The sequence below is a fragment of the Qipengyuania seohaensis genome (assembly GCF_002795865.1).
Classification (GTDB): Bacteria; Pseudomonadota; Alphaproteobacteria; order Sphingomonadales; family Sphingomonadaceae; genus Qipengyuania; species Qipengyuania seohaensis.
Window position 1 is genome coordinate 66,845 of the sequence record NZ_CP024920.1, and the last position, 19,785, is coordinate 86,629.

A 19,785-nucleotide genomic window follows, 5' to 3' on the forward strand; every position below is an offset into this window, starting at 1 on the left:
TCTTGAGCCGGAACAAGATGGCATAGACGGTTTTTCCGCTTGTCAGGACGGCCCGTTGCGTGGTCTGTCAGATCGGCCGGAGCGACTAGAGTAGCTGACCGACTAGGATTGGACGAAACGACAATGACCCAGCGCAAGACTTTTACGATGGCCGCCTCGGTATTCGGGCTCCTGTCGATCTCCGCCTGTGCTTATGGCGCGCCCGTCGAAACGGCGGCTGCGCCGGTCGAGGAAGTATCGAGCGGCCCGGCAATATGGAGCGTGTCCGACGCCGACACGAAGATATACCTCTTCGGGACGGTGCATGCCTTGCCCGACGATATCGAATGGTTCGACGAGGAGATTTCCAGCGCCCTCGCCGCTTCCGATACCATTGTGACGGAGATACTGCCGGACGAAATGAACGATCCGGCCAGCCAGCTTGCGATCGCCCGCAATGCCACGCTTCGCGCCGACAGTTCCTTGCGCGACATGCTCACCGAAGAAGACCGCGTGGCCTATGAAAGCGCGCTTGGCTCGCTCGGCATGCCGCCCGGTGCATTCGATCGGTTCGAACCGTGGTTCGCCGGAATGACGATGGCCATCCTGCCGTTGCTGCAAAAGGGCTACGATCCGGAAAGCGGCGTCGAGAAGATCATCGACACCAACGGCGGGACGGACCGAAAGCGCGAAGCGTTCGAAACCCTAGAAGGACAGATCGCCATTTTCGATGCCCTGCCGCAGGAAGCGCAGATCGAGTTCCTGATGTCCTCGGCGCGCAATCCGAACGCCATGATCGAAATGGTCGACCGGATGGTCGTCGAATGGATGGATGGCGATGTGGAGGAACTGGCCACGATCATGAATGCCGGCCTTTCCGACGAAACGCTCGCTTCCGCCCTCCTGTACGATCGCAACGCTAGATGGGCCGACTGGATCGACGACAGGATGGATCAATCCGGCACTGTCTTCGTCGCCGTCGGTGCGGGCCACCTCGCGGGAGAGAAGAGCGTCCAGTCCTTCCTCGAAACGCGCGGATTGACGGTAACCCGTATCCGCTGATGGCGCGCTGGGCCCTGCCCCTGATTTCTGTTCTCGCGCTGGCATCCTGTCAGGGCGATAGGGATGACGACGATCCCGCTGCCGAATATCCGGCCGCATGGGAGATCACCGGCCCCGATGACCTGACCGAGGGGTGGTTGTTCGGGACTGTGCACGCCCTGCCCAGCGATCTGGACTGGCAATCCCCCCAGCTTCAAGACATCGCCGCCGATGCCGATATGCTGGTGGTGGAGGTGTCGGGTCTGGACGATCGGCGCGGACTGGAGGAACTGTTCCGCTCGCTCGCCTACGATGGCCCGCCCGGTTCACCGCTTTACGCACGGGTCGATCCGCTATCGCGCGATAGGCTGAGGGCAATCGAAAACCGCGAAGGTGTCGATGCAGGCTCGTTCGACCCGATGGAGACATGGGCCGCCGCCCTTGCCCTCGCCGAGTTCGGGCGCGCCCATTCGAGCGAATATGGTGCCGACAAGGTCCTGCTCGAACAATTCCAGGATCGCGAGATTGTCGAGCTCGAAGGCGCCAGACTGCAGCTCTCCATATTCGATGGCCTGCCCGAAAAGGAACAGCGCGACTTGCTCCAGGCAATTATCGAAGAGGTGGCGAAGGAGCCAGAGGATCGCGTCGATCTCGCGGCGATCTGGTCGCGCGGCGATCTTCCCGCGCTGGAGCAGACCACCCGGCAGGGACTCCTTGCCGATCCAGAACTAAGGGACGCCTTGCTCGTCCAGCGTAACAGGGCATGGGCCGCTCAGATCGAAAACCTGCTCAGTGCATCGGACAAGCCGCTGATAGCAGTAGGCGCGGGGCATTTGCTGGGCAAAGACAGCGTCCAGTCGCTTCTGGAACAGCGCGGCTTCACGATCAGGCGCATCCAGTAGGCTTCGAGCTTGCTTTTGCGCTCGATACCGCTATAGGCGCGCCCTTCGGCGTCATGGTCATCCCTGGAGGCGTGGCGGACCGAAGTACTCAAATGCATTCGAAAGGTAAGCGACATGAGCGATGCTCTGACACTTCCGGCCGAGGCGCGCGAACGGGCTGGCAAGGGAGCCTCCCGTGCACTGCGTCGTGAAGGCCGCGTCCCCGCCGTAATCTATGGCGGCAAGGAAGAACCCACCCTGATTCACGTTGAAGCCAAGGAGCTGGTCAAGCAGCTCAACTCCGGCCACTTCATGAACTCGATCGTCGAAATCGAACTCGGCGGCAAGAAGATCAAGACCCTTCCCAAGGACGTGTCGCTCCACCCCGTCAACGATCGCCCCGAGCACGTTGACTTCTTCCGCATGGTCAAGGGCGGCAAGATCGAAGTTTCGGTCCCCGTAGTCTTCATCAGCGAAGAAGCTTCGCCGGGCCTCAAGAAGGGCGGCGTTCTCAACGTTGTCCGTCACGAGCTGGAACTGGTCTGCGAAAACGACAAGATCCCGGGCGAAATCGAAATCGACGTCACCGGCAAGGAAGTCGGCGATTCGATCCACATCAGCGAAGTTACGCTGCCCGCAGGTAGCGAAAGCGCGATCACCGACCGCGACTTCACCATCGCCACTCTCGTTGCTCCGTCCGCTCTGAAGAAGTCGGAAACCGAAGGCGAAGGCGAAGACCAGACCGGCGAAGGCATGGAAGCTGGCGAAACCGCTGCTACCGAGCAAGGTCCGGACGCAGACGCGGCCGAGGAACAGGAAGACAAGAGCGAGTAATCGCCCCTCCTTCCGATCCGGAAAAATCGAAACGCCGGGCTTCACCACGAAGTCCGGCGTTTTCGTTTATGCAGATGATGCGTTAGGCTGGCTGGCGAACAAGGAGCCAAGCCCATGCCGTCGATCAATCGCCGCACCCTTCTCGCAGGGGCAGCCGCCACCGGGGCCCTCGCCGCCGCTACCACAAAAGCGCAGGGCGAGACCGTCCCCAGTCCGCCGGACCTGTCGGGCCAGGCGATCCTGATTACAGGCTGCTCCAGCGGGTTCGGCAGGCTGAGCGCCGTCCACTTCGCCGAACTCGGCGCAAAAGTGTTCGCCACAATGCGCAACCTTCCCCGCGCCGAGGCTGAGGAACTGGAGAAGCTGGCGGCCGAAAAGAACCTCGACCTGCACGTGATCGAGTTGGACGTGCTCGATGACGAAATGGTTCTCGCCGCCGTCGCCGAAGCGGAGCGTATCAATGGTGGCCCCATGGACGTGCTCGTCAACAATGCAGGCATCGGGATCACCGGCCCCGTCGAAGTACAGGACATGGAAGCGACGAAGCTTGCATTCGATACGAATGTCTTCGGCTATCACCGGCTCGTTCGGGCAGTCCTGCCGGGAATGCGGTCGCGCAAGAGCGGCCATATCTTCAGTATCTCCAGCCAGCTCGGCCGGGTCATCATTCCTTATGGTGGGCATTATTCGGCGACCAAGTTCGCCGTGGAAGCGATGGGCGAACAGCTCGCCTACGAGCTGGTGCCCCACAATATCGAAGTCACGGTCATCGAGCCCGGCGGTTATCCGACCAAGGTCTGGGTCAATCGCAACCGCTATTCGGGCGAGCTGAAGGACCGTGCGGATGGCGTGCACACCTCCGGCTATCCGCAGGTGGTTGCGCGGATGGGGCAGGAAGACGGTTCAGGTCGCAGTGCGGATCCGATGGACGTACCGCGCGCCATGGCCCGTGTCCTCGCCATGCCGGCGGGCACGCGGCCCGTCCGCGTTCCCGTCAGTGGCGGAAGCATCCCGCAGGCGGCGATCAACGAGGTCTGCGCGCGGACACAGGTCGACTGGCTCGGCGGCTCGCCCTTCCTCGGCCCCTTGGTGAAGGCCGTGCACGACTGACGCTGCGACTTGCCCTGACGCGCGCAGGCTTTATGGCGCTGGCCCATGCAGATCTGGACTGGCCTAGGAAATCCCGGACCCAAATACGCCCTTCACCGGCATAATATCGGGTTCATGGTGTGCGACGTGATCGCGGAGATGCACGGCTTCGGGCCGGTGCAGAAGAAGTTCTCCGGCTGGGCGCAGGAAGGCCGCATCGGTAGCGAGAAAATCCTGCTGCTAAAGCCTGCAACCTATATGAACGATAGCGGACGGTCGGTTGGCGAGGCGCTGCGGTTTTACAAGCTGGGCGTAGAGGACCTGACCGTGTTTCACGACGAGCTTGATCTGGCGCCGTTCAAGATCAAGGTCCGGCGGGGTGGCGGCCTAGCCGGACACAATGGGCTGCGCTCCATCAACCAGCATCTCGGGCCGGATTTCCGCCGCGTGCGAATCGGTATCGGCCATCCTGGCAGCAAGGACCGCGTTACCGGTCATGTCCTTGGCAATTATGCGAAGGCGGAAATGGACGATCTGACCGATATGCTTGGCGCAATTTCGGCTGAGGCAGACTGGCTCGCAAAGGGCGACGACGCCCGATTCATGAGCGAAATCGCGCTTCGCCAGCAAGAGGAATAGCAGTCCGCGGGACGAAACGTGTCTCCAAATGAAACAGCCTGTTCAAACGGTTTCACCAAATGCAATTTTAGTGACAGGGCTGACGAACTTGGCTAAAGGCAGGTTTACCTTTCGGTGGGGATGGTTTGATGAATACGCGTAATCTTGTGTTTTCGGCAGTTGCAGGCCTCGGCCTCCTTGCCTCGACTCCCGCAGCGGCAGAACCCATCCTGCTCGACGCTAATGAGGTTGGCGAAAGCTTCACCATCGATTTCGATGGCTTCGTGAATGGCGATGTCACGGTCGATGGCCTGAGCTCACAGCTCATCCTCACGCTGACTTCCATCGTCGGCAATGTCTATAATTTCGACTATTCGATGGCCAATACGAGCGATACCGATGCGGGCGTCGATTCCCTCGTCTCCAGCTTCGCATTCAACACCGACCCGGAGATCAGCGGCGCGACCAGCACCGGCACCTACAATTTCACCAACACGGACAGCAATTATCCCAACCAGATCGGCACTGTCGATGTCTGCTTCCAGGCCGCGAATACCGGCTCGTGCGCAGGTAACAGGGGTGGTGTTGCCGGTGGCGAATCCGGCTCCGGCACGCTCGCACTTTCGTTCGATAGCGCGCTCAGCAGCCTCACTCTCGACGATTTCTACGTTCGCTACCAGTCGGTCAGCGGCGCAGGCGCCATCTCTTCCGCCAGCGGACGCCAGGTTACGACCAGCACCAGCTCTGGCAATGAAGTGCCGGAGCCGAACATGATGCTGCTCTTCGGCCTTGCTGCCCTGATGATCTTCGCCGGCACCCGTCGCCGCCGCGAAGTGAAGCCGGCGCTCGCGACCGTCTCCTACAGCTAAACCAGTTCATTGAGGGTAAGCGGCACGCCAACTCCGGTTGGGGTGCCGTTTGCTTTTGGGCGCTTGCGATCAGGGTTTGCGCGCTGCCGCAAGCCGCCGGGCTATGCGAGCGTTGTTGGGTTCGAGAGCGGCAGCTTTTTCCAGCATTTCGACACCACGCTCGCGCGACCCTGTCTCGACGAGCAACGTACCTGCCGTATCGAGTATCGACGCATTATCGGGAGACGCCTCCACCGCTTCAAGCGCCAGCTTGAGCGCGGCATCTTTCTTGCCGAGACGTGATTTGGCGAAGGCGAGGTTGTTCAGAACCATCGCATTGCGCGCTCCGCCGCGGCGCAGAATCGCTTCGTAGCTCGCCTCTGCGCTTGCCCACTGGCGATTGCGCAGGGCCTGGTCCGCCTTGGCCAGTTCACCGCCGATCCACTGCGGGGTTACCTCGTTTGCGCGTGAAGCGTATTCGGCCGCTTTTGGATTGCCGAGCGCCTTGGCCGCCTCCGACGCGAGCGCCAGTTCTTCCGGTCGCGCGTCTGGCCTGATTGCCACAAGCTCGATCACGTCGAGCGCGTCCTGCGCGTTTCCGGCCTTCATCTGCGCACGTGCCACCAAGACCCTGAGATCGCGGCGCGACGAGTTCGCGTTCAGCATCGGCTGAAGCAGTGCCAATGCCTGCACCGGGTAACCAAGTTCGAGCTGGGCCTCACCATAGGCCAGTCGCAAGCCCGGGCTTTCGTCCATTTCTCCCTCGTAGCGTTGCAGGATATCGCGCACTTGCGCCCAATCCTCATCGCGCGCGGCCAGTTTGGCGCGCAGCAATTCGATCGCACGGTTCTCGGGGGCTTCCTTCGTGAGGGCCGCCACCAGGGGTGCCGCCGCCTGGAAGTCTTCCATCTCGACCAGCACTTCGGCCTTACCGAGCCGAGCTTCGAAATTGGCAGAATGCATGCCGAGAGCAGTCTCGTAAGATCTCAGGGCCACGGGCAGCTTGCCCCGTGCCCGGGCGACGAGCGCGGAGGCGAGGTGAGCATCGATCGAAGTCTGGTCGACCCCGATCGCCCGCGATGCGAGTGCTGCCGCTTTATCCTTGTCGCCGCGCGCAAGCTCAAAACGGGAATAGGAAGACAGTAGCCGTGCATCCTGCCTCTCCCGCCCTTCCCCCAGCGCAAAGGCTGCGGCGGCACCATCGATGTCGCCTTCCGCCAGTAACGCCAGCGCCCGAATCCGGTCGGCACCCGCAAGTTCGAGCCCCTCGACCGATGCGACGGCCTCTTCGAAACGGCCACGCAGGATTTCGGCTTCTCCACGAAGGATGGCATAATCGGGACGCGCCTTGTCGCTTTCGGACAGGCGATCCAGTGTGACTACCGCACCTTCACCATCGCCGAGCGCGATCTGGGTACGCGCAAGCATGGCACGCATCTCCAGATTCTCGGGCCGCTCTCTCAGTCCCGCGATCAGCGCAACGCGAGCAGAGCGGTAATCGTGCTGGGCGAAAGCTTCCTCGCCGCGTGCAAAGCTGCTGTCCGGATCGGGCGAACAGGCAGCCAGCGAAGCGGCAATGGCGAAGAGAGACAGGAAGGAATGCGTTCTGGTCATCCGGCAGGCCTAGCAAACAAGGTTAAACCGATCGTGAAGCTGGCAATCGAGTGACCTCACGGCTAAGGGCAGCCACATATCACTATATCCGGAGTTTTCGATGGGTTTCCGTTGCGGGATCGTCGGACTGCCCAATGTCGGCAAGTCTACCCTTTTCAATGCACTGACCGAAACGCAGGCCGCTCAGGCTGCGAACTATCCGTTCTGCACGATCGAGCCGAATGTCGGCCAGGTCGCAGTCCCCGACGAGCGGCTCGACAAGATCGCCGCAATCGCCGGTTCGGCCAAGATCATCCCGACGCAGCTGGCGTTCGTCGATATCGCTGGCCTCGTTAAGGGTGCCAGCAAAGGCGAAGGTCTTGGAAACCAGTTCCTCGGCAACATCCGGGAAGTCGACGCAGTGGTTCACGTCCTGCGCTGTTTCGAGGACGACGATATCCAGCACGTCGCCAACAAGGTCGACCCGATCGCCGATGCCGAAGTGGTTGAAACCGAACTCATGCTGGCGGATCTGGAAAGCCTGGAGAAGCGCGTTCCCAGTGCCGAAAAGCGTGCGACCGCGGGCGACAAGGAAGCCAAGCTGATCGCAAGCGTGCTCGGCCAGGCCCTCGCCCTGCTGCGCGACGGCAAGCCCGCCCGCCTGACCGAACCCAAGGACGAAGAAGAAGCGCGCGTTTTCGAACAGGCGCAGCTGCTGACCGCCAAGCCGGTGCTCTACGTCTGCAATGTCGGTGAAGAAGACGCCGCCAAGGGCAACGATCTGTCTGCGCTGGTCTTCGCCAAGGCCGAAGCGGAGGGCGCGCAGGCCGTGGTGGTTTCCGCCGCCATCGAAAGCGAGCTTGTCGCGATGGACGCCGACGATCGCGCCGAATACCTCGCCGAACTGGGCCTCGAGGAAAGCGGCCTCAGCCGCGTGATCCGCGCAGGATACCGCCTGCTGGGGCTCAACACCTTTTTCACGGCAGGCCCCAAGGAAGCACGCGCCTGGACCTTCCCCGAAGGTGCCAAGGCCCCGCAGGCTGCGGGCGAAATCCATACCGATTTCGAGAAGGGTTTCATCCGCGCCGAAACCATCGCCTATGACGATTACGTCGCGCTCAATGGCGAAAGCGGTGCCCGCGAGGCTGGCAAGCTGCGGCAGGAAGGCAAGGAATACCTTGTCCAGGACGGCGATGTCATGCTTTTCAAGTTCAACGTCTGATACCGGAGTACCCGGAATGAAGCGCTCGCTCACGGCCGCCCTCGCCCTTGCCTTCCTGCCTCTCGTGGCAGGCTGTGCGCAGCAGGTCGAAACTCTCACTTCCGCTCCTGCGGTAGTGGAGGAGCAGCGCGAGCGCATGACGATCCTCGTCTCGATCGACGGTTTCCATCCCGACTATCTTGAGCGCGGACTTACCCCCACCCTGTCCGCACTTGCAGAGGGCGGCGTCACCGCTTCGATGCGTCCGTCGTTTCCGACCAAGACTTTCCCGAACCACTGGACGCTGGTGACCGGCCTCGTGCCCGATCATCACGGGATCACCGCCAACCGGATGGAAGACCAGGGTCGCCCCGAAGAACCGTTCACCATGGCGACGGTCGATCCCTATTGGTGGAACGAAGCCAGGCCGGTCTGGGTCGAGGCGGAAGAAGCCGGCATTCGCAGCGCGGCCATGTTCTGGCCCGGCTCTGCCGTTCCGTGGGGCGGCACGGCGCAAGGATGGGGTCCAGTCTCCGACGGCGTCCTGCCGAGCGACTGGCAGCAATTCTCGATGCAGATCTCGAACACCCAGCGCGTGAACGCGGTTCTCGACTGGGCGAGGCGCCCCGCCGATATCCGCCCGGAGTTCGTGACGCTTTATTTCGACACGGTCGACACCGCCGGCCATGATGGAGGACCCGATAGCGAAGAAGTCGACGCGGCGCTGCGCGACGTAGACAGTCACATTGCTCGCCTGACGGATGAACTGCGCAAGCTCGGACAGCCCGCCGATCTCGTCATCGTTTCGGATCACGGCATGGCGGCAACCAGTTCCGAACGCGTCATCGCGCTCAACGAGGTACTCGACGAGAGCCTCTATCGCCTCGTCGAAGCAGGCGCATACGCGACTTTCGAACCGACCGCAGGCAACGAAGCAGCGCTGGTGAAGGCGCTGGTCGAAACCGATCACGCCAATATGAAATGCTGGGAGAAGAGCGCCATCCCGGCAAAGTACCAGTACGGCACGCACGGCCGCATTCCGCCGATCTTCTGCCTGCCGGACACGGGGTGGACCATCACTCGCTCGCGCCCGAACAATGCGTGGACCGGGGGAAATCACGGCTTCGACATGTACGCGCCGGAAATGGCTGCGCTGTTTATCGCCAACGGGCCCTCCTTCCCCGCGGGCCGCGAACTCGCCAGCTTCCAGAACACCAGTATCGCGCCGCTGCTGCGCCACCTGGTCGGACTACCGCAGGCCGATCGCGCGGATGGTACTCTGGAGCCGTTCCTTTCGGTTCTGCCCCAAGCTAAATAAGCGCAGCTACGGAACGCATCGCCCCCTCCTGCCGTTAGGCATGCAAAACACAGGGAGCTTTGCGCGTGGTAGACAAGTCCGAGAAATTCAACTGGTTGGTGCGCGTGGGCTATTTCAGCCGCGCGATCCTGTATTTTGTCCTCGGACTGATCGCTCTCACGAGCTCCAGCAAGATCGCGGAAGGCACGAACGGCATTTTCCGCGCGATCGAGGAATATCCCGCCGGAACCGTCATCCTCTGGATCATGGTCATCGGCCTTATTGCCTATGCCCTATTCCGCTTCTGCTCGCTGTTCTTCGATATCGAGAACAATGGCTCGGACGCCAAGGGCTGGGGCAAGCGCATCGGTCATGCCGGCAGCGGGATTGCCCACCTCGCCCTGGCATATTCGGCCTACAAGTTTGCCGGTAGCGAAGGTTCGGGCGGCGGCTCCGGCAGTGGCGGAGCGCAGGAAGCCGCCTCGGGCGTGCTGTCCTTCGATCTGGGCGGTTTCGTTCTCGGTGCACTTGGCATCGCGCTTTTCGTGGCCGCAGTACACCAGGCGAAGAAGGGCCTCACCGGCAGCTTCATGAACCGTATCAGCGCGCAGGCCCCCGATGCCACACGCTGGCTTGGCGGCGCAGGCTTCCTCGCCCGCGCGGTCGTCTATCTCGTCATCGGCTGGTCGCTCATCCAGGCCGGCTTCATGTCGGGCGGTGCAGACCAGATCAAGACGCTTGGCGACGCAGTTGCCAGCCTTGCAGGCGAAGGGTTCGTGTTCACGCTCACCGCGATCGGGCTGATGCTGTTCGGGCTCTTCAGCCTGATCTTGGCCCGCTATCGCATCATTCCGGAGCTTGACTCCAGTGCGGGTGTGCCCAGCTACAGGGCATGAACGCGCCCACCAAAGAACACAGCGAGAAGGCGGGCGGTCCCAAAACCGCTCGCCTTTATCGCATGGTGATGGACAAGCACGTCTGTCCATACGGAATCAAGTCGAAGTACCTTCTCGAAAGCGAGGGTTACACGGTCGAGGATCACCACCTCACCACCCGCGAAGAAACCGACGCCTTCAAGGCTGAGCACAATGTCCAGACCACGCCGCAGACCTTCATCGACGGCAAGCGGATCGGCGGACATGAAGACTTGCGCCGCTTCTTCAACCGCAAGGTCCCCGAGAAAGGGGAAACCAGTTACCAGCCCGTCATCGCGGTCTTCGCCGTTGCTGCGGGCCTGGCATTTGCGCTGAGCATGTTCGTATACGGGTCGCCGGTCACCGTGCGCGGCGCCGAGTGGTTCGTCGCATTCTCGATGGCGATGCTGGCTATGCTCAAGCTGCAGGATGTCGAGCAATTTTCGAGCATGTTCGTCGGTTATGATCTGCTCGGTCGCCGCTTCGTCCCCTACGCCTATGCCTATCCGTTTCTGGAGGCGTTGACGGCAGTCCTGATGGCAGGCCGCCTGTTGCCGGCGGTGTCGGTTCCGATCGCCTTATTCATCGGCACCGTGGGTGCGGTCAGCGTGTTCTACGCCGTCTACATTCAGAAGCGCGAGATCAAATGCGCCTGCGTCGGCGGCAGCGGTAACGTACCTCTCGGCTTCGTATCGCTCACCGAAAACCTCGCCATGATGGGCATGGGCATTTGGATGTTGCTTCGCCCTGCCCTGTGATCCAGAGATTGCGGCATGAAATTCTACGAAGACATCAAGGTCGGCGACCGCCGCGAATTCGGACATTACGAAGTCACGCGCGAAGAAGTCACCGACTTTGCCCGCAAGTACGACCCGCAACCCTTCCATCTCGATGACGATGCTGCCGCAGCGACGCATTTTGGGCGTCTCTCTGCCAGCGGTTGGCACACCTGCAGCATGACCATGGCAATGATGGTCGAGAACATGAAGACCGAGAAATCGGCCGGTCTTGGCTCTCCCGGCGTCGATGAATTGCGCTGGAAGAAACCTGTCTATCCCGGCGACACACTGCGCTGCGAAACCGAGATTATCGAGAAACGCCGGAGCGCATCACGCCCCGAAATGGGTATCTTTAAAAGCCGTATCCGTACCTTCAACCAGGACGGAGACATGGTGCTGGAGATGATGTCGAACGCATTGATCGCGACGCGCGATCGGGACGGAACCGACTAGCTCACGCCCCGCACTGGGTCGTGCCCACATTGCGATAGACGACGCGATCCTGCGCGTCCCTGATGGTGAGTACCGATGGATAGTCCATCGTTTCATCCCCCGATTGCTTGCCAGCATCCTCATCGATCTCGAGCTGCATGGAATAGGCCAGTCCGCTGTATTTTTCGCGTGCCAGATAAGGCAATTCCCTGCTGCCCGCGTCTGACGCCATGCGGATGATTTCGTTGTCACGCTTGAAATAGCCGGCGTCCGATTGGGCCACGGCAATGGCGATCCCGCCCGCGCTGCCCGTTTTCGGCAGCACGTTGCAACCCGCACCGAACATATCGGCGCTTTCGACATCCGCGAATGTTATCGGAGACGGGACTAGCTCTTCGGGCGGCGGCTCCTGGTTAGCCTCCACCTCGGCAACAGCCCGGGCATCCGCCGCAGCTTTATCTTCCGGCGTCGGCCCGCACGCGGCAAGGGCCAGTGGTGCAATCGCGATAATCCAGCGCATCAATGTCGTCCGAACAGTTTCTCGACGTCTTCCATGGAAAGCTTAACCCACGTGGGCCGACCATGGTTGCATTGTCCCGAACGCGGGGTGCGTTCCATTTCGCGCAGGAGCGCGTTCATCTCGTCCACCCGCAGCGTGCGCCCTGCCCTGACCGATCCATGACAGGCCATCGTCGCCAGCACGAGGTCGAGTTTCTCGCCAAGCAGCAGCGCTTCCCCATTAAGCGCCAGATCGTCATCGATATCGCGCAGAAGCTTTTCCGGATCGGTCCGCGCGATGGCGTGTGGCAGACTGCGGACCAGCATCGCGGACGGCCCGAAGCGTTCGATGGTAAGCCCATGAGATGCCAGCGCATCGGCAGCACTTTCCAGGCGGTCGCAGGACACCTCGTCCAGCTCGACCACTTCGGGAATGAGCAGTGCCTGGCTGCGTGAGACGGCTTCTTCTGCGCCTGCGGCCTTGAGCCTTTCCAGCACCAGTCTTTCGTGCGCGGCGTGCTGATCGACCAGCACGAGCCCGTCCTTCGCCTCTGCCACGATATAGGTATTGGCGACCTGTCCGCGCGCGATCCCCAGAGGGAAGTCCTGCTCCTGCGCGCTGACGGGAGCGGCTTCTTCCGCGCGACCTCGCGGTGCGGCCATGATGTCGGATTCTGCGCCGCGCCAGGCAGCGTTCGCTTCCGACACGCGAGATTGCGGCGCCGACCAGTCGCGTCCTTCGAAGATGGAACGCAGCGCGGGCGACGGTTCATCACGCACCGGCTCCTGCTGCCAGCGCGACATTGCGCCCGCATCGGGTGATTGGGCGCTCCGTTTGTCGCCCGTGGCCAGCGCCTGGCGCAATCCCGAAACGATGAATCCGCGCACCGCCTGGGCATCGCGAAAGCGCACCTCGGTCTTGGCCGGATGGACGTTCACATCGACATCCTCCGCAGGAAGATCGAGGAACAGCGCGAGGACGGCGTGACGATCGCGCGCCAGCATATCCGCATAGGCACCGCGCACCGCGCCCGTCAGCAAACGGTCCTTCACCGGCCTGCCGTTTACAAAGAGGTACTGGTGGTCCGCGATGCCGCGGTTGTAGGTCGGCAGTCCCGCGATGCCGGTGAGGCGCATGGTCCCTCGGTCGAGGTCGATAGCGACGCCATTGTCCTTCAATTCGCGCGCGATGACCTGCGCCACGCGGTTGGCAAGCCCCTCTCCTCCCTGGAGACCGAGAATCCGGCGGTCACCGTGATCGAGCGTGATTGCGACATCCGGACGGGCCATGGCGAGACGGCGTACGACGTCGAGGCAGGCTGCATATTCGCTGCGCGGAGTGCGCAGGAATTTGCGCCGTGCGGGAATTTTCGCAAACAGGTTCTCGACCTTGACCCGCGTGCCGGGCGGGAGGGCTGCCGGGCCTTCCGAAACCAGAGCACCGTGGTCCACAACCCGCTTCCAACCCTGCTCCGCGCCCGCTGGACGGCTCTCCAGAGTGAAGCGCGCCACGCTGGCGATGCTCGGCAAGGCTTCGCCGCGAAAGCCGAGAGTGCAAACCTGCTCGATCGCCTCGTCAGGCAATTTCGATGTCGCGTGCCGCTCCAGCGCGAGCGCCATTTCATCGGGCGTCATGCCGCAGCCGTCGTCCGTCACTTCGAGGCTGGTCAATCCGCCCTCGACCAGCTTCACGGCAATCCGCGTCGCCCCCGCATCAATCGCATTTTCGACCAGTTCCTTGAGCGCGGAAGACGGCCGTTCGACCACCTCGCCAGCGGCGATGCGGTTGACCAAATTGTCGGGCAGGCGGCGGATTGTGGGCATGGAAAATCCAACCTAGCGACGAATCGCCGGAAATCCGAGACGGCACGTGTGGGTAATCCACGCCAAAGGCTCGGAAATTTTTGGCATTCGGTGCGTAATATCGCTAAGGACCGCGCACCATTTCCCCCCGGAACAGGTGCGAGCGGCTCCGACCGCCCCTCGCCTCTTCAAATTCTAACGGAAAATCGCGTCAAAATGGGCTTCTGGAACAACATCTTCAAATTCGGCGTGCAGAACATGGCGATCGACCTCGGGACCGCGAATACCTTGGTTTACGTCCAGGACCAGGGCATCGTTCTGAACGAGCCGAGCGTCGTTGCGCTTGAAACCATCAATGGCATGAAGCGCGTGAAGGCGGTCGGCGACGACGCGAAGATGATGATGGGCAAGACGCCCGACTCCATCGAGGCCATCCGTCCGCTGCGCGACGGCGTGATCGCAGACCTCGACGTCGCCGAAGAGATGATCAAGCACTTCATCCGCAAGGTGAACGGCCGCAAGAGCCTGATGCGTTATCCCGAAATCACCATCTGCGTCCCCTCGGGCTCGACCTCGGTCGAACGCCGCGCGATCCGCGATGCAGCATCGAATGCCGGCGCTTCGCAGGTTTACCTGATCCTCGAGCCCATGGCCGCTGCCATCGGCGCCGACATGCCGGTTACCGAACCCGTCGGCAGCATGGTTGTCGACATCGGCGGCGGCACGACCGAAGTCGCCGTCCTCTCTCTCCGCGGCCTCGCCTACACCACCTCGGTGCGTACCGGCGGTGACAAGATGGACGAAGCAATCGTTTCTTATGTCCGACGACACCATAACCTGCTGATCGGCGAATCCACGGCTGAACGGATCAAGAAGGATTACGGCATCGCCCGCGCTCCCGAAGACGGCATCGGCGAGCAGATCACCATCAAGGGCCGTGACCTGGTAAACGGCGTGCCGAAGGAAATCACGATCAACCAGGGCCACATCGCAGAAGCGCTCAATGAACCGATCGGCGCTATCGTCGAAGGTGTGCGTATCGCGCTCGAAAACACCGCGCCGGAACTGGCCGCCGATATCGTCGACCAGGGCATCGTCCTGACTGGCGGCGGCGCGCTCATCCGGGGTCTCGACGAGTATCTTCGCGACGAAACCGGCCTCCCTGTGACCATCGCGGAAGATCCGCTGTCCTGTGTCGCAATCGGCACCGGCCGCGCTATGGAGGACCCGATCTACCGCGGCGTCCTGATGACGGCTTGAGGAAGGCTTAGGATATGGCGCCGAGCGGCACTCGGCGCTCGAGCTATTCGCGACGGGCGCAGTACAATCTCTTCACCGGCTACATCATCGCCGGGATCGGCGCGGTTATCGGCGCCGTGCTGCTCGGCCTGTCGTTCTTCCAACCCAGCTTTTTCGGCGGACCGCGCTCTGCAGCTCAGGATGCGGTCAGCCCGGCAACCGAAACTGCTGCGACCGTCCGCACGAGCAGCAAGTCCCTATGGGATTCGATCAGCGGCTATTACCGTGCAGGCTCCAAGAACGCCGAACTCAAACGCGAAATGGAACTGGCCCGCATAAGGCTCGAAGAAGCCGAAGCGGTTCGCCAGGAGAATGTGCGCCTCAAGGGCCTGCTGGACCTCCAGGACCAAGAGCGCACGCCGGTGGCGGTCGCTCGCCTTATCGGCTCGACTGCTTCGAGCACCCGCCGCTTCGCGTATGTGGGCGCTGGCGAGGATGATGGCGTCGAAGTCGGCATGCCCGTTCGATCGCCTCGCGGCGTGGTAGGACGCATCCTGGAGACCGGTAGCGATTCTTCCCGCGTGCTACTCCTGACCGATAGCGAAAGCGTCCTGCCCGTACGCAGGGCTGGCGACGAGGTCGTGGCTTTCGCCGAAGGCCGAGGCGATAGCCTCCTGCGGATCAAGCTCATCAATCTGGGTATCAATCCACTGAAGGAAGGCGACCTGTTCGTCACTTCGGGGGCCGGTGGTTACTATCCTCCCGGTATTGCCGTCGCCATCGTCACAGAGCTGACCGACGACGGCGGTGTCGCCCGCATCGTCAGCGATCCCGCGGCGACGGATTTCGTTGCCATCGAACCGATCTTCGAACCCGACGCCGCCAGCGGCGCGACGACTCCGGTCGAAGAGGAGTTGACCGACTGATGGAGCGGATGGAACCGCGCGCCCGTAGCGATGCCTATGGCAGCCGCATCAATCGTTCGCATTCCCCCCTGATTGCCAATATCATCCCGTGGCTGTCGATCCTGCTCGGATCGTTGCTGCCGATATTCGCAATCGCGGCGGCACTCCCGATGGTACCACCACTGGGCTTCCTCGCCTTGCTCGCATGGCGACTGGTCCGGCCCGGCCTGCTCCCTGTCTGGGCAGGGTTCCCGCTCGGCCTGTTCGATGATCTGTTCAGCGGACAACCCTTCGGCTTCGCGATCCTTTTCTGGTCCGTTTCGATGCTGGTCATCGAGTTCGTCGAACTTCGCCTTCCTTGGAGAGCGTTCTGGCAGGACTGGTTCACGGCCGGTTTACTCGTCACCGCATATATTCTCTCAGGCTGGCTGCTGAGCGGTGCTTCGCCGACATTGCCGGCTCTTGTCGCCCTTGTCCCGCAACTGCTCATGTCCATCCTCATTTTCCCCATTGTTGCGCGCATCGTGGCCCGTCTCGACAGGCTGCGCCTTCGCCGCTGGAAGCGGGTCTGATGGGGATATTTTCGCGCAGGAGCGGCATTGCAGGTCGGCAGAAGGACCTGGTTAGCCAGACCACGCTTGAAAACGCATTCGATCGGCGCACCTTCGTGGTCGCTGCCGGAATGGGCGGTCTTGGTACCATTCTGGCCGCGCGCATGGCCTACATCGCCATTGCGGAAAACGAGCGTTGGGTGCTGGAGTCGGAGAGCAACCGCGTCAACCTGTCCCTGATCCCGCCGCGCCGTGGCTGGATTCTCGACCGGAACGGAGCCCCCCTCGCTTCCAATCGTGCCGACTTTCGCGTCGATGTCATTCCCGACCGGATGAAGGATGCGGAAAAGACGATCGACCAGCTGGCGGAAATCCTCGACCTTGAAGCGACCACGGTTGCCGACATCACCAAGCGCATCGACGACGCGCGCGGTTTCCAGCCCATCGAGGTGGCGACGGGCCTGGATTACGACCAGTTCGCCGCCATTAGCGTGCGCTTGCCGGATCTTCCCGGTGTCGTTCCGCAGCGCGGTTTCTCGCGCTTCTATCCGACCGGGCCGAGCGTGGGGCATCTCATCGGATATGTCGGGCCGGCCTCGGCCGAGGAATACGAAGAGAACCCCGACCCCATCCTCATCACGCCGGGCTACAAGATCGGCAAGGATGCGCTGGAAAAGCAGTTCGAGCAGGACCTTCGGGGCGAACCAGGCGCCCGCCGCGTCGAAGTAACGGCGTCCGGCAGGATCGTCCGCGATCTCGAAACGCGCGAAGACATTCAGGGCGACCCCGTCCGCCTGACCATCGACGGCCCCTTGCAGGATTATGCAGCGCGCCGGATCGGCCTGGAGAGCGGATCCTGCGTGGTCATGGACTGCGAGACAGGCGATATCCTGTGCATGGCATCCATGCCCAGTTTCGATCCCAACAGCTTTTCCGCAGGGATCGGCCGCGTCGAGTATTCGATGCTTCGCGATGACGAGCGCGTTCCCTTGCGCAACAAGGTCCTGAAAGGCCTTTACCCGCCGGGTTCTACCGTGAAACCAATGCATTGCATGGCTTTCCTCGATGCAGGTGTGAAGCCCGAAGAATCCATCATGTGCAATGGCGGGCGGCGCATCGGCAATCGCTTCTTCAATTGCTGGAGCAATCACGGCCGGGTCGACATGGCCAAGGCGATCTACCAGAGCTGCGACAGCTATTTCTATCATTTCGCCCAACAGATCGGTTTCGCAAAAGTAGCGGAATGGGCCAGGAAAATGGGCCTTGGCGAGGAGTTCGATCTCCCCGTGACGAGCCAGTTTTACGGCACCGTCCCCTCGCCTGCTTGGAAAGAGCGCAAATTCGAACGCGAATGGCAGCCCTTCGACACGGTCAACTCCTCGATCGGTCAGGGCTATTACCTCACCAATCCTCTCCAATTGGCGGTGATGGCGGCGCGACTTGCAACGGGCGACAGGGTCATGCCCCGACTGCGGCTGTCGGATGAAAAACCGAAGTTCGAGCACTTCGCCTTCAGCCCCGAGGAGATCGGTTACGTCCGACAGGCGATGAGCGATACGGTCAACGGCCCCGGCACAGCGGGACGCGCGCGCCTGCCGTTCGATGACGTATTGATGGCCGGAAAGACGGGTACGGCGCAGGTGGTCTCGCTAAGCATATCCGACGGCAAAAGCGGACCGTGGAAATACCGCGATCACGGCTTGTTCGTGTTCTTTGCTCCCTTCGACAAACCGAAATATGCCGGTGCGGTCGTTATCGAGCATGGCGGCGGGTCGGGCGCAGCCTATCCGATCGCCCGAGATGTCATGACCTTCATGTTCGATCCTGCGAAGGGGATGGAGGCACTGCGCGCGCTTGAATTGCAATGGGGTGGTACCGCGCAGGAAAGGCTCGACCGGAAATACCGCGCTTATGCGGCCGCAAACGGTGAGTCTGTACCGCCCGTCCCGACGCGGGACGAAGACATTTTCGACCAGGTCGAAGCGGAAGCAAGGGTAGCAGCACGTCAGCCAGAAGCGCTTGCCGAAGATGCGATCCAGCCACGGGTAGATACGCGTAGTGCGCAAGAAGTGAGTGACGCCTCTCCGCCCCCCCAAGCAGCGCCAGCGCCGACCAGTGCGCCGTCCGCGACACCCACACCCAGCAGCAGCCCGGCTCCCGAATGAGCGGCATCGTTCCCGCACCCGTAGCCCGCCAGCCATGGCAGATGCTCTTTCCCCTGTTCGGCCTGATTGCGTTCGGCGCGCTCGTGCTGACCTCGGCGGCTGCGGGCGATTTTTCACGTTATGCGGAATCGCATCTCGTGAGGTTCGGAATCTTTTTCGTCACGGCCGTCGTGATATCCCGGTTCTCGAAGGACCTCGTAAAATTCTTCGCCTATCCGGGCTACATCGTGGTGCTGCTGTTGCTCATGGCCGTTGAGATCATGGGTACGCTGGGCGGAGGAAGCCAGCGCTGGCTGGAGGTCGGACCGATCCGGATCCAGCCTTCCGAATTGATGAAACCTGCGGTCGTAGTTGCACTGGCCCGATTTTATGAGAGCCTGCCTGTGGGCATGATCCCCACCTGGCGGGCCCTGATCCCGGCCGGGGCCATCATAGGCCTGCCGATGGCTTTCGTTCTCCTGCAGCCTGATCTGGGTACTTCGCTCGCGATCGCATTTGGCGGAGGGCTGGTCATGTTCTTCGCAGGACTGCCGCTGCGTTGGTTCCTCATGGCGGGTGGCGCGGGCTTGGCTGCAATCCCGCTTGCCTTCTTTTTTGCGCTGAAACCTTACCAGCAGGACCGCGTCACCACGTTCCTTGATCCGGAAAGCGACCCGCTGGGCGAAGGGTATCAGATTACCCAGTCGAAGATCGCAATCGGATCGGGCGGCCTGTTCGGCAAGGGTTTCAACGAAGGGTCGCAAAGCCACCTCAACTACCTGCCCGAACCGCATACCGACTTTGTCTTCGCGACCATGGCGGAAGAATGGGGATTTGCAGGCGGCCTGTTCGTGATTGGCGCGTTCGCCATCATCCTGAGATGGGGTTTCCGCGTCGCTCGGGACAGCGCTGATCGCTTTGGCAAGCTGCTGGCGGCTGGCATGACGGCAACGATTTTCTTCTATGTTTCCATCAACCTGATGATGGTGATGGGTCTTGCGCCGGTCGTGGGTATTCCCTTGCCCTTCGTGAGCCACGGCGGCAGTTCGATGATGACCAACATGATCTGTATCGGCGTCCTGATGATGGTTCACAGGTGGAACCTGAACGCGCCGAAACGCGGCTTGAAGGCATGATCG

General features: G+C 61.8%; 19 protein-coding genes. 16 read left to right on the forward strand and 3 right to left on the reverse strand.

Going from position 1 to position 19,785, the window contains the following annotated elements:
- Nucleotides 1-123: 123 nt before the first annotated feature.
- The 6 genes from CVE41_RS00310 (at nt 124) to CVE41_RS00335 (ending at nt 5,311) form a co-directional block, all read left to right on the forward strand.
- Nucleotides 124-1,041 carry a TraB/GumN family protein gene (locus tag CVE41_RS00310; protein WP_100258883.1) on the forward strand — a complete coding sequence of 306 codons (918 nt, stop codon included), beginning with the start codon at nt 124-126 and terminating at the stop codon, nt 1,039-1,041.
- Nucleotides 1,041-1,922, forward strand: a complete 882-nt coding sequence (locus CVE41_RS00315; RefSeq protein WP_100258884.1) for a TraB/GumN family protein — start codon at nt 1,041-1,043, stop codon at nt 1,920-1,922. The genes CVE41_RS00310 and CVE41_RS00315 overlap by 1 nt, the downstream gene beginning before the upstream one ends.
- Before the next feature lie 114 nt (nt 1,923-2,036).
- Nucleotides 2,037-2,735 carry a 50S ribosomal protein L25/general stress protein Ctc gene (locus CVE41_RS00320; protein WP_100258885.1) on the forward strand — a complete coding sequence of 233 codons (699 nt, stop codon included), beginning with the start codon at nt 2,037-2,039 and terminating at the stop codon, nt 2,733-2,735.
- 114 nt (nt 2,736-2,849) lie between these two features.
- A complete protein-coding gene (locus tag CVE41_RS00325; protein WP_100258886.1) occupies nt 2,850-3,845 on the forward strand; it encodes an SDR family oxidoreductase in 996 nt (331 codons plus the stop codon).
- Between the two features lie 45 nt (nt 3,846-3,890).
- Nucleotides 3,891-4,463 (forward strand): aminoacyl-tRNA hydrolase, encoded by a 573-nt coding sequence (pth, locus tag CVE41_RS00330; protein ID WP_100258887.1) that lies wholly within the window; start codon nt 3,891-3,893, stop codon nt 4,461-4,463.
- Nucleotides 4,464-4,591: 128 nt separating this feature from the next.
- Entirely contained in the window at nt 4,592-5,311 is a 720-nt protein-coding gene (locus CVE41_RS00335) for a cistern family PEP-CTERM protein (RefSeq protein ID WP_100258888.1), read from the forward strand.
- Between the two features lie 69 nt (nt 5,312-5,380).
- On the opposite strand, the gene CVE41_RS00340 is transcribed toward CVE41_RS00335, so the two are convergent.
- A complete protein-coding gene (locus tag CVE41_RS00340) occupies nt 5,381-6,904 on the reverse strand; it encodes a tetratricopeptide repeat protein (RefSeq protein WP_100258889.1) in 1,524 nt (507 codons plus the stop codon).
- Between the two features lie 100 nt (nt 6,905-7,004).
- On the opposite strand from CVE41_RS00340, the gene ychF reads away from it, so the two are divergent.
- The 5 genes from ychF to CVE41_RS00365 all read left to right on the forward strand — a co-directional run bounded on the left by ychF (nt 7,005) and on the right by CVE41_RS00365 (nt 11,527).
- Nucleotides 7,005-8,105 carry a redox-regulated ATPase YchF gene (gene ychF, locus CVE41_RS00345; protein ID WP_100258890.1) on the forward strand — a complete coding sequence of 367 codons (1,101 nt, stop codon included), beginning with the start codon at nt 7,005-7,007 and terminating at the stop codon, nt 8,103-8,105.
- Between the two features lie 16 nt (nt 8,106-8,121).
- A complete protein-coding gene (locus CVE41_RS00350; protein ID WP_100258891.1) occupies nt 8,122-9,402 on the forward strand; it encodes an alkaline phosphatase family protein in 1,281 nt (426 codons plus the stop codon).
- Nucleotides 9,403-9,467: 65 nt separating this feature from the next.
- The gene (locus tag CVE41_RS00355; RefSeq protein ID WP_100258892.1) at nt 9,468-10,277 is read left to right on the forward strand and encodes a DUF1206 domain-containing protein; all 810 of its coding nucleotides are present in this window, start codon (nt 9,468-9,470) and stop codon (nt 10,275-10,277) included.
- Nucleotides 10,274-11,053, forward strand: coding sequence for a MauE/DoxX family redox-associated membrane protein (locus tag CVE41_RS00360; protein WP_100258893.1), 780 nt, complete (start codon nt 10,274-10,276; stop codon nt 11,051-11,053). Before CVE41_RS00355 ends, CVE41_RS00360 begins: the two co-directional genes overlap by 4 nt.
- Before the next feature lie 15 nt (nt 11,054-11,068).
- Nucleotides 11,069-11,527 carry a MaoC family dehydratase gene (locus CVE41_RS00365; protein ID WP_100258894.1) on the forward strand — a complete coding sequence of 153 codons (459 nt, stop codon included), beginning with the start codon at nt 11,069-11,071 and terminating at the stop codon, nt 11,525-11,527.
- Between the two features lies 1 nt (nt 11,528).
- Here the strand turns inward: CVE41_RS00365 and CVE41_RS00370 are convergent, their stop codons facing one another.
- The gene (locus CVE41_RS00370; RefSeq protein WP_198507679.1) at nt 11,529-12,029 is read right to left on the reverse strand and encodes a hypothetical protein; all 501 of its coding nucleotides are present in this window, start codon (nt 12,027-12,029) and stop codon (nt 11,529-11,531) included.
- On the reverse strand, nt 12,026-13,828 hold the full coding sequence (gene mutL, locus CVE41_RS00375) for a DNA mismatch repair endonuclease MutL (RefSeq protein ID WP_100258896.1): 1,803 nt from the start codon (nt 13,826-13,828) through the stop codon (nt 12,026-12,028). Before mutL ends, CVE41_RS00370 begins: the two co-directional genes overlap by 4 nt.
- A 195-nt stretch (nt 13,829-14,023) precedes the next feature.
- Here mutL and CVE41_RS00380 point away from each other — a divergent pair, with 195 nt between their 5' ends.
- The 5 genes from CVE41_RS00380 to rodA are packed head-to-tail and all read left to right on the forward strand — an operon-like array spanning nt 14,024 to nt 19,782.
- A complete protein-coding gene (locus tag CVE41_RS00380) occupies nt 14,024-15,067 on the forward strand; it encodes a rod shape-determining protein (protein ID WP_100258897.1) in 1,044 nt (347 codons plus the stop codon).
- Between the two features lie 14 nt (nt 15,068-15,081).
- On the forward strand, nt 15,082-15,972 hold the full coding sequence (gene mreC / locus CVE41_RS00385) for a rod shape-determining protein MreC (RefSeq protein ID WP_100258898.1): 891 nt from the start codon (nt 15,082-15,084) through the stop codon (nt 15,970-15,972).
- Entirely contained in the window at nt 15,972-16,523 is a 552-nt protein-coding gene (locus CVE41_RS00390; RefSeq protein WP_100258899.1) for a rod shape-determining protein MreD, read from the forward strand. Before mreC ends, CVE41_RS00390 begins: the two co-directional genes overlap by 1 nt.
- On the forward strand, nt 16,523-18,667 hold the full coding sequence (mrdA, locus tag CVE41_RS00395) for a penicillin-binding protein 2 (RefSeq protein WP_100258900.1): 2,145 nt from the start codon (nt 16,523-16,525) through the stop codon (nt 18,665-18,667). Before CVE41_RS00390 ends, mrdA begins: the two co-directional genes overlap by 1 nt.
- Nucleotides 18,664-19,782, forward strand: a complete 1,119-nt coding sequence (gene rodA / locus CVE41_RS00400; protein WP_100258901.1) for a rod shape-determining protein RodA — start codon at nt 18,664-18,666, stop codon at nt 19,780-19,782. The genes mrdA and rodA overlap by 4 nt, the downstream gene beginning before the upstream one ends.
- The last annotated feature ends 3 nt before the right edge of the window (nt 19,783-19,785 follow it).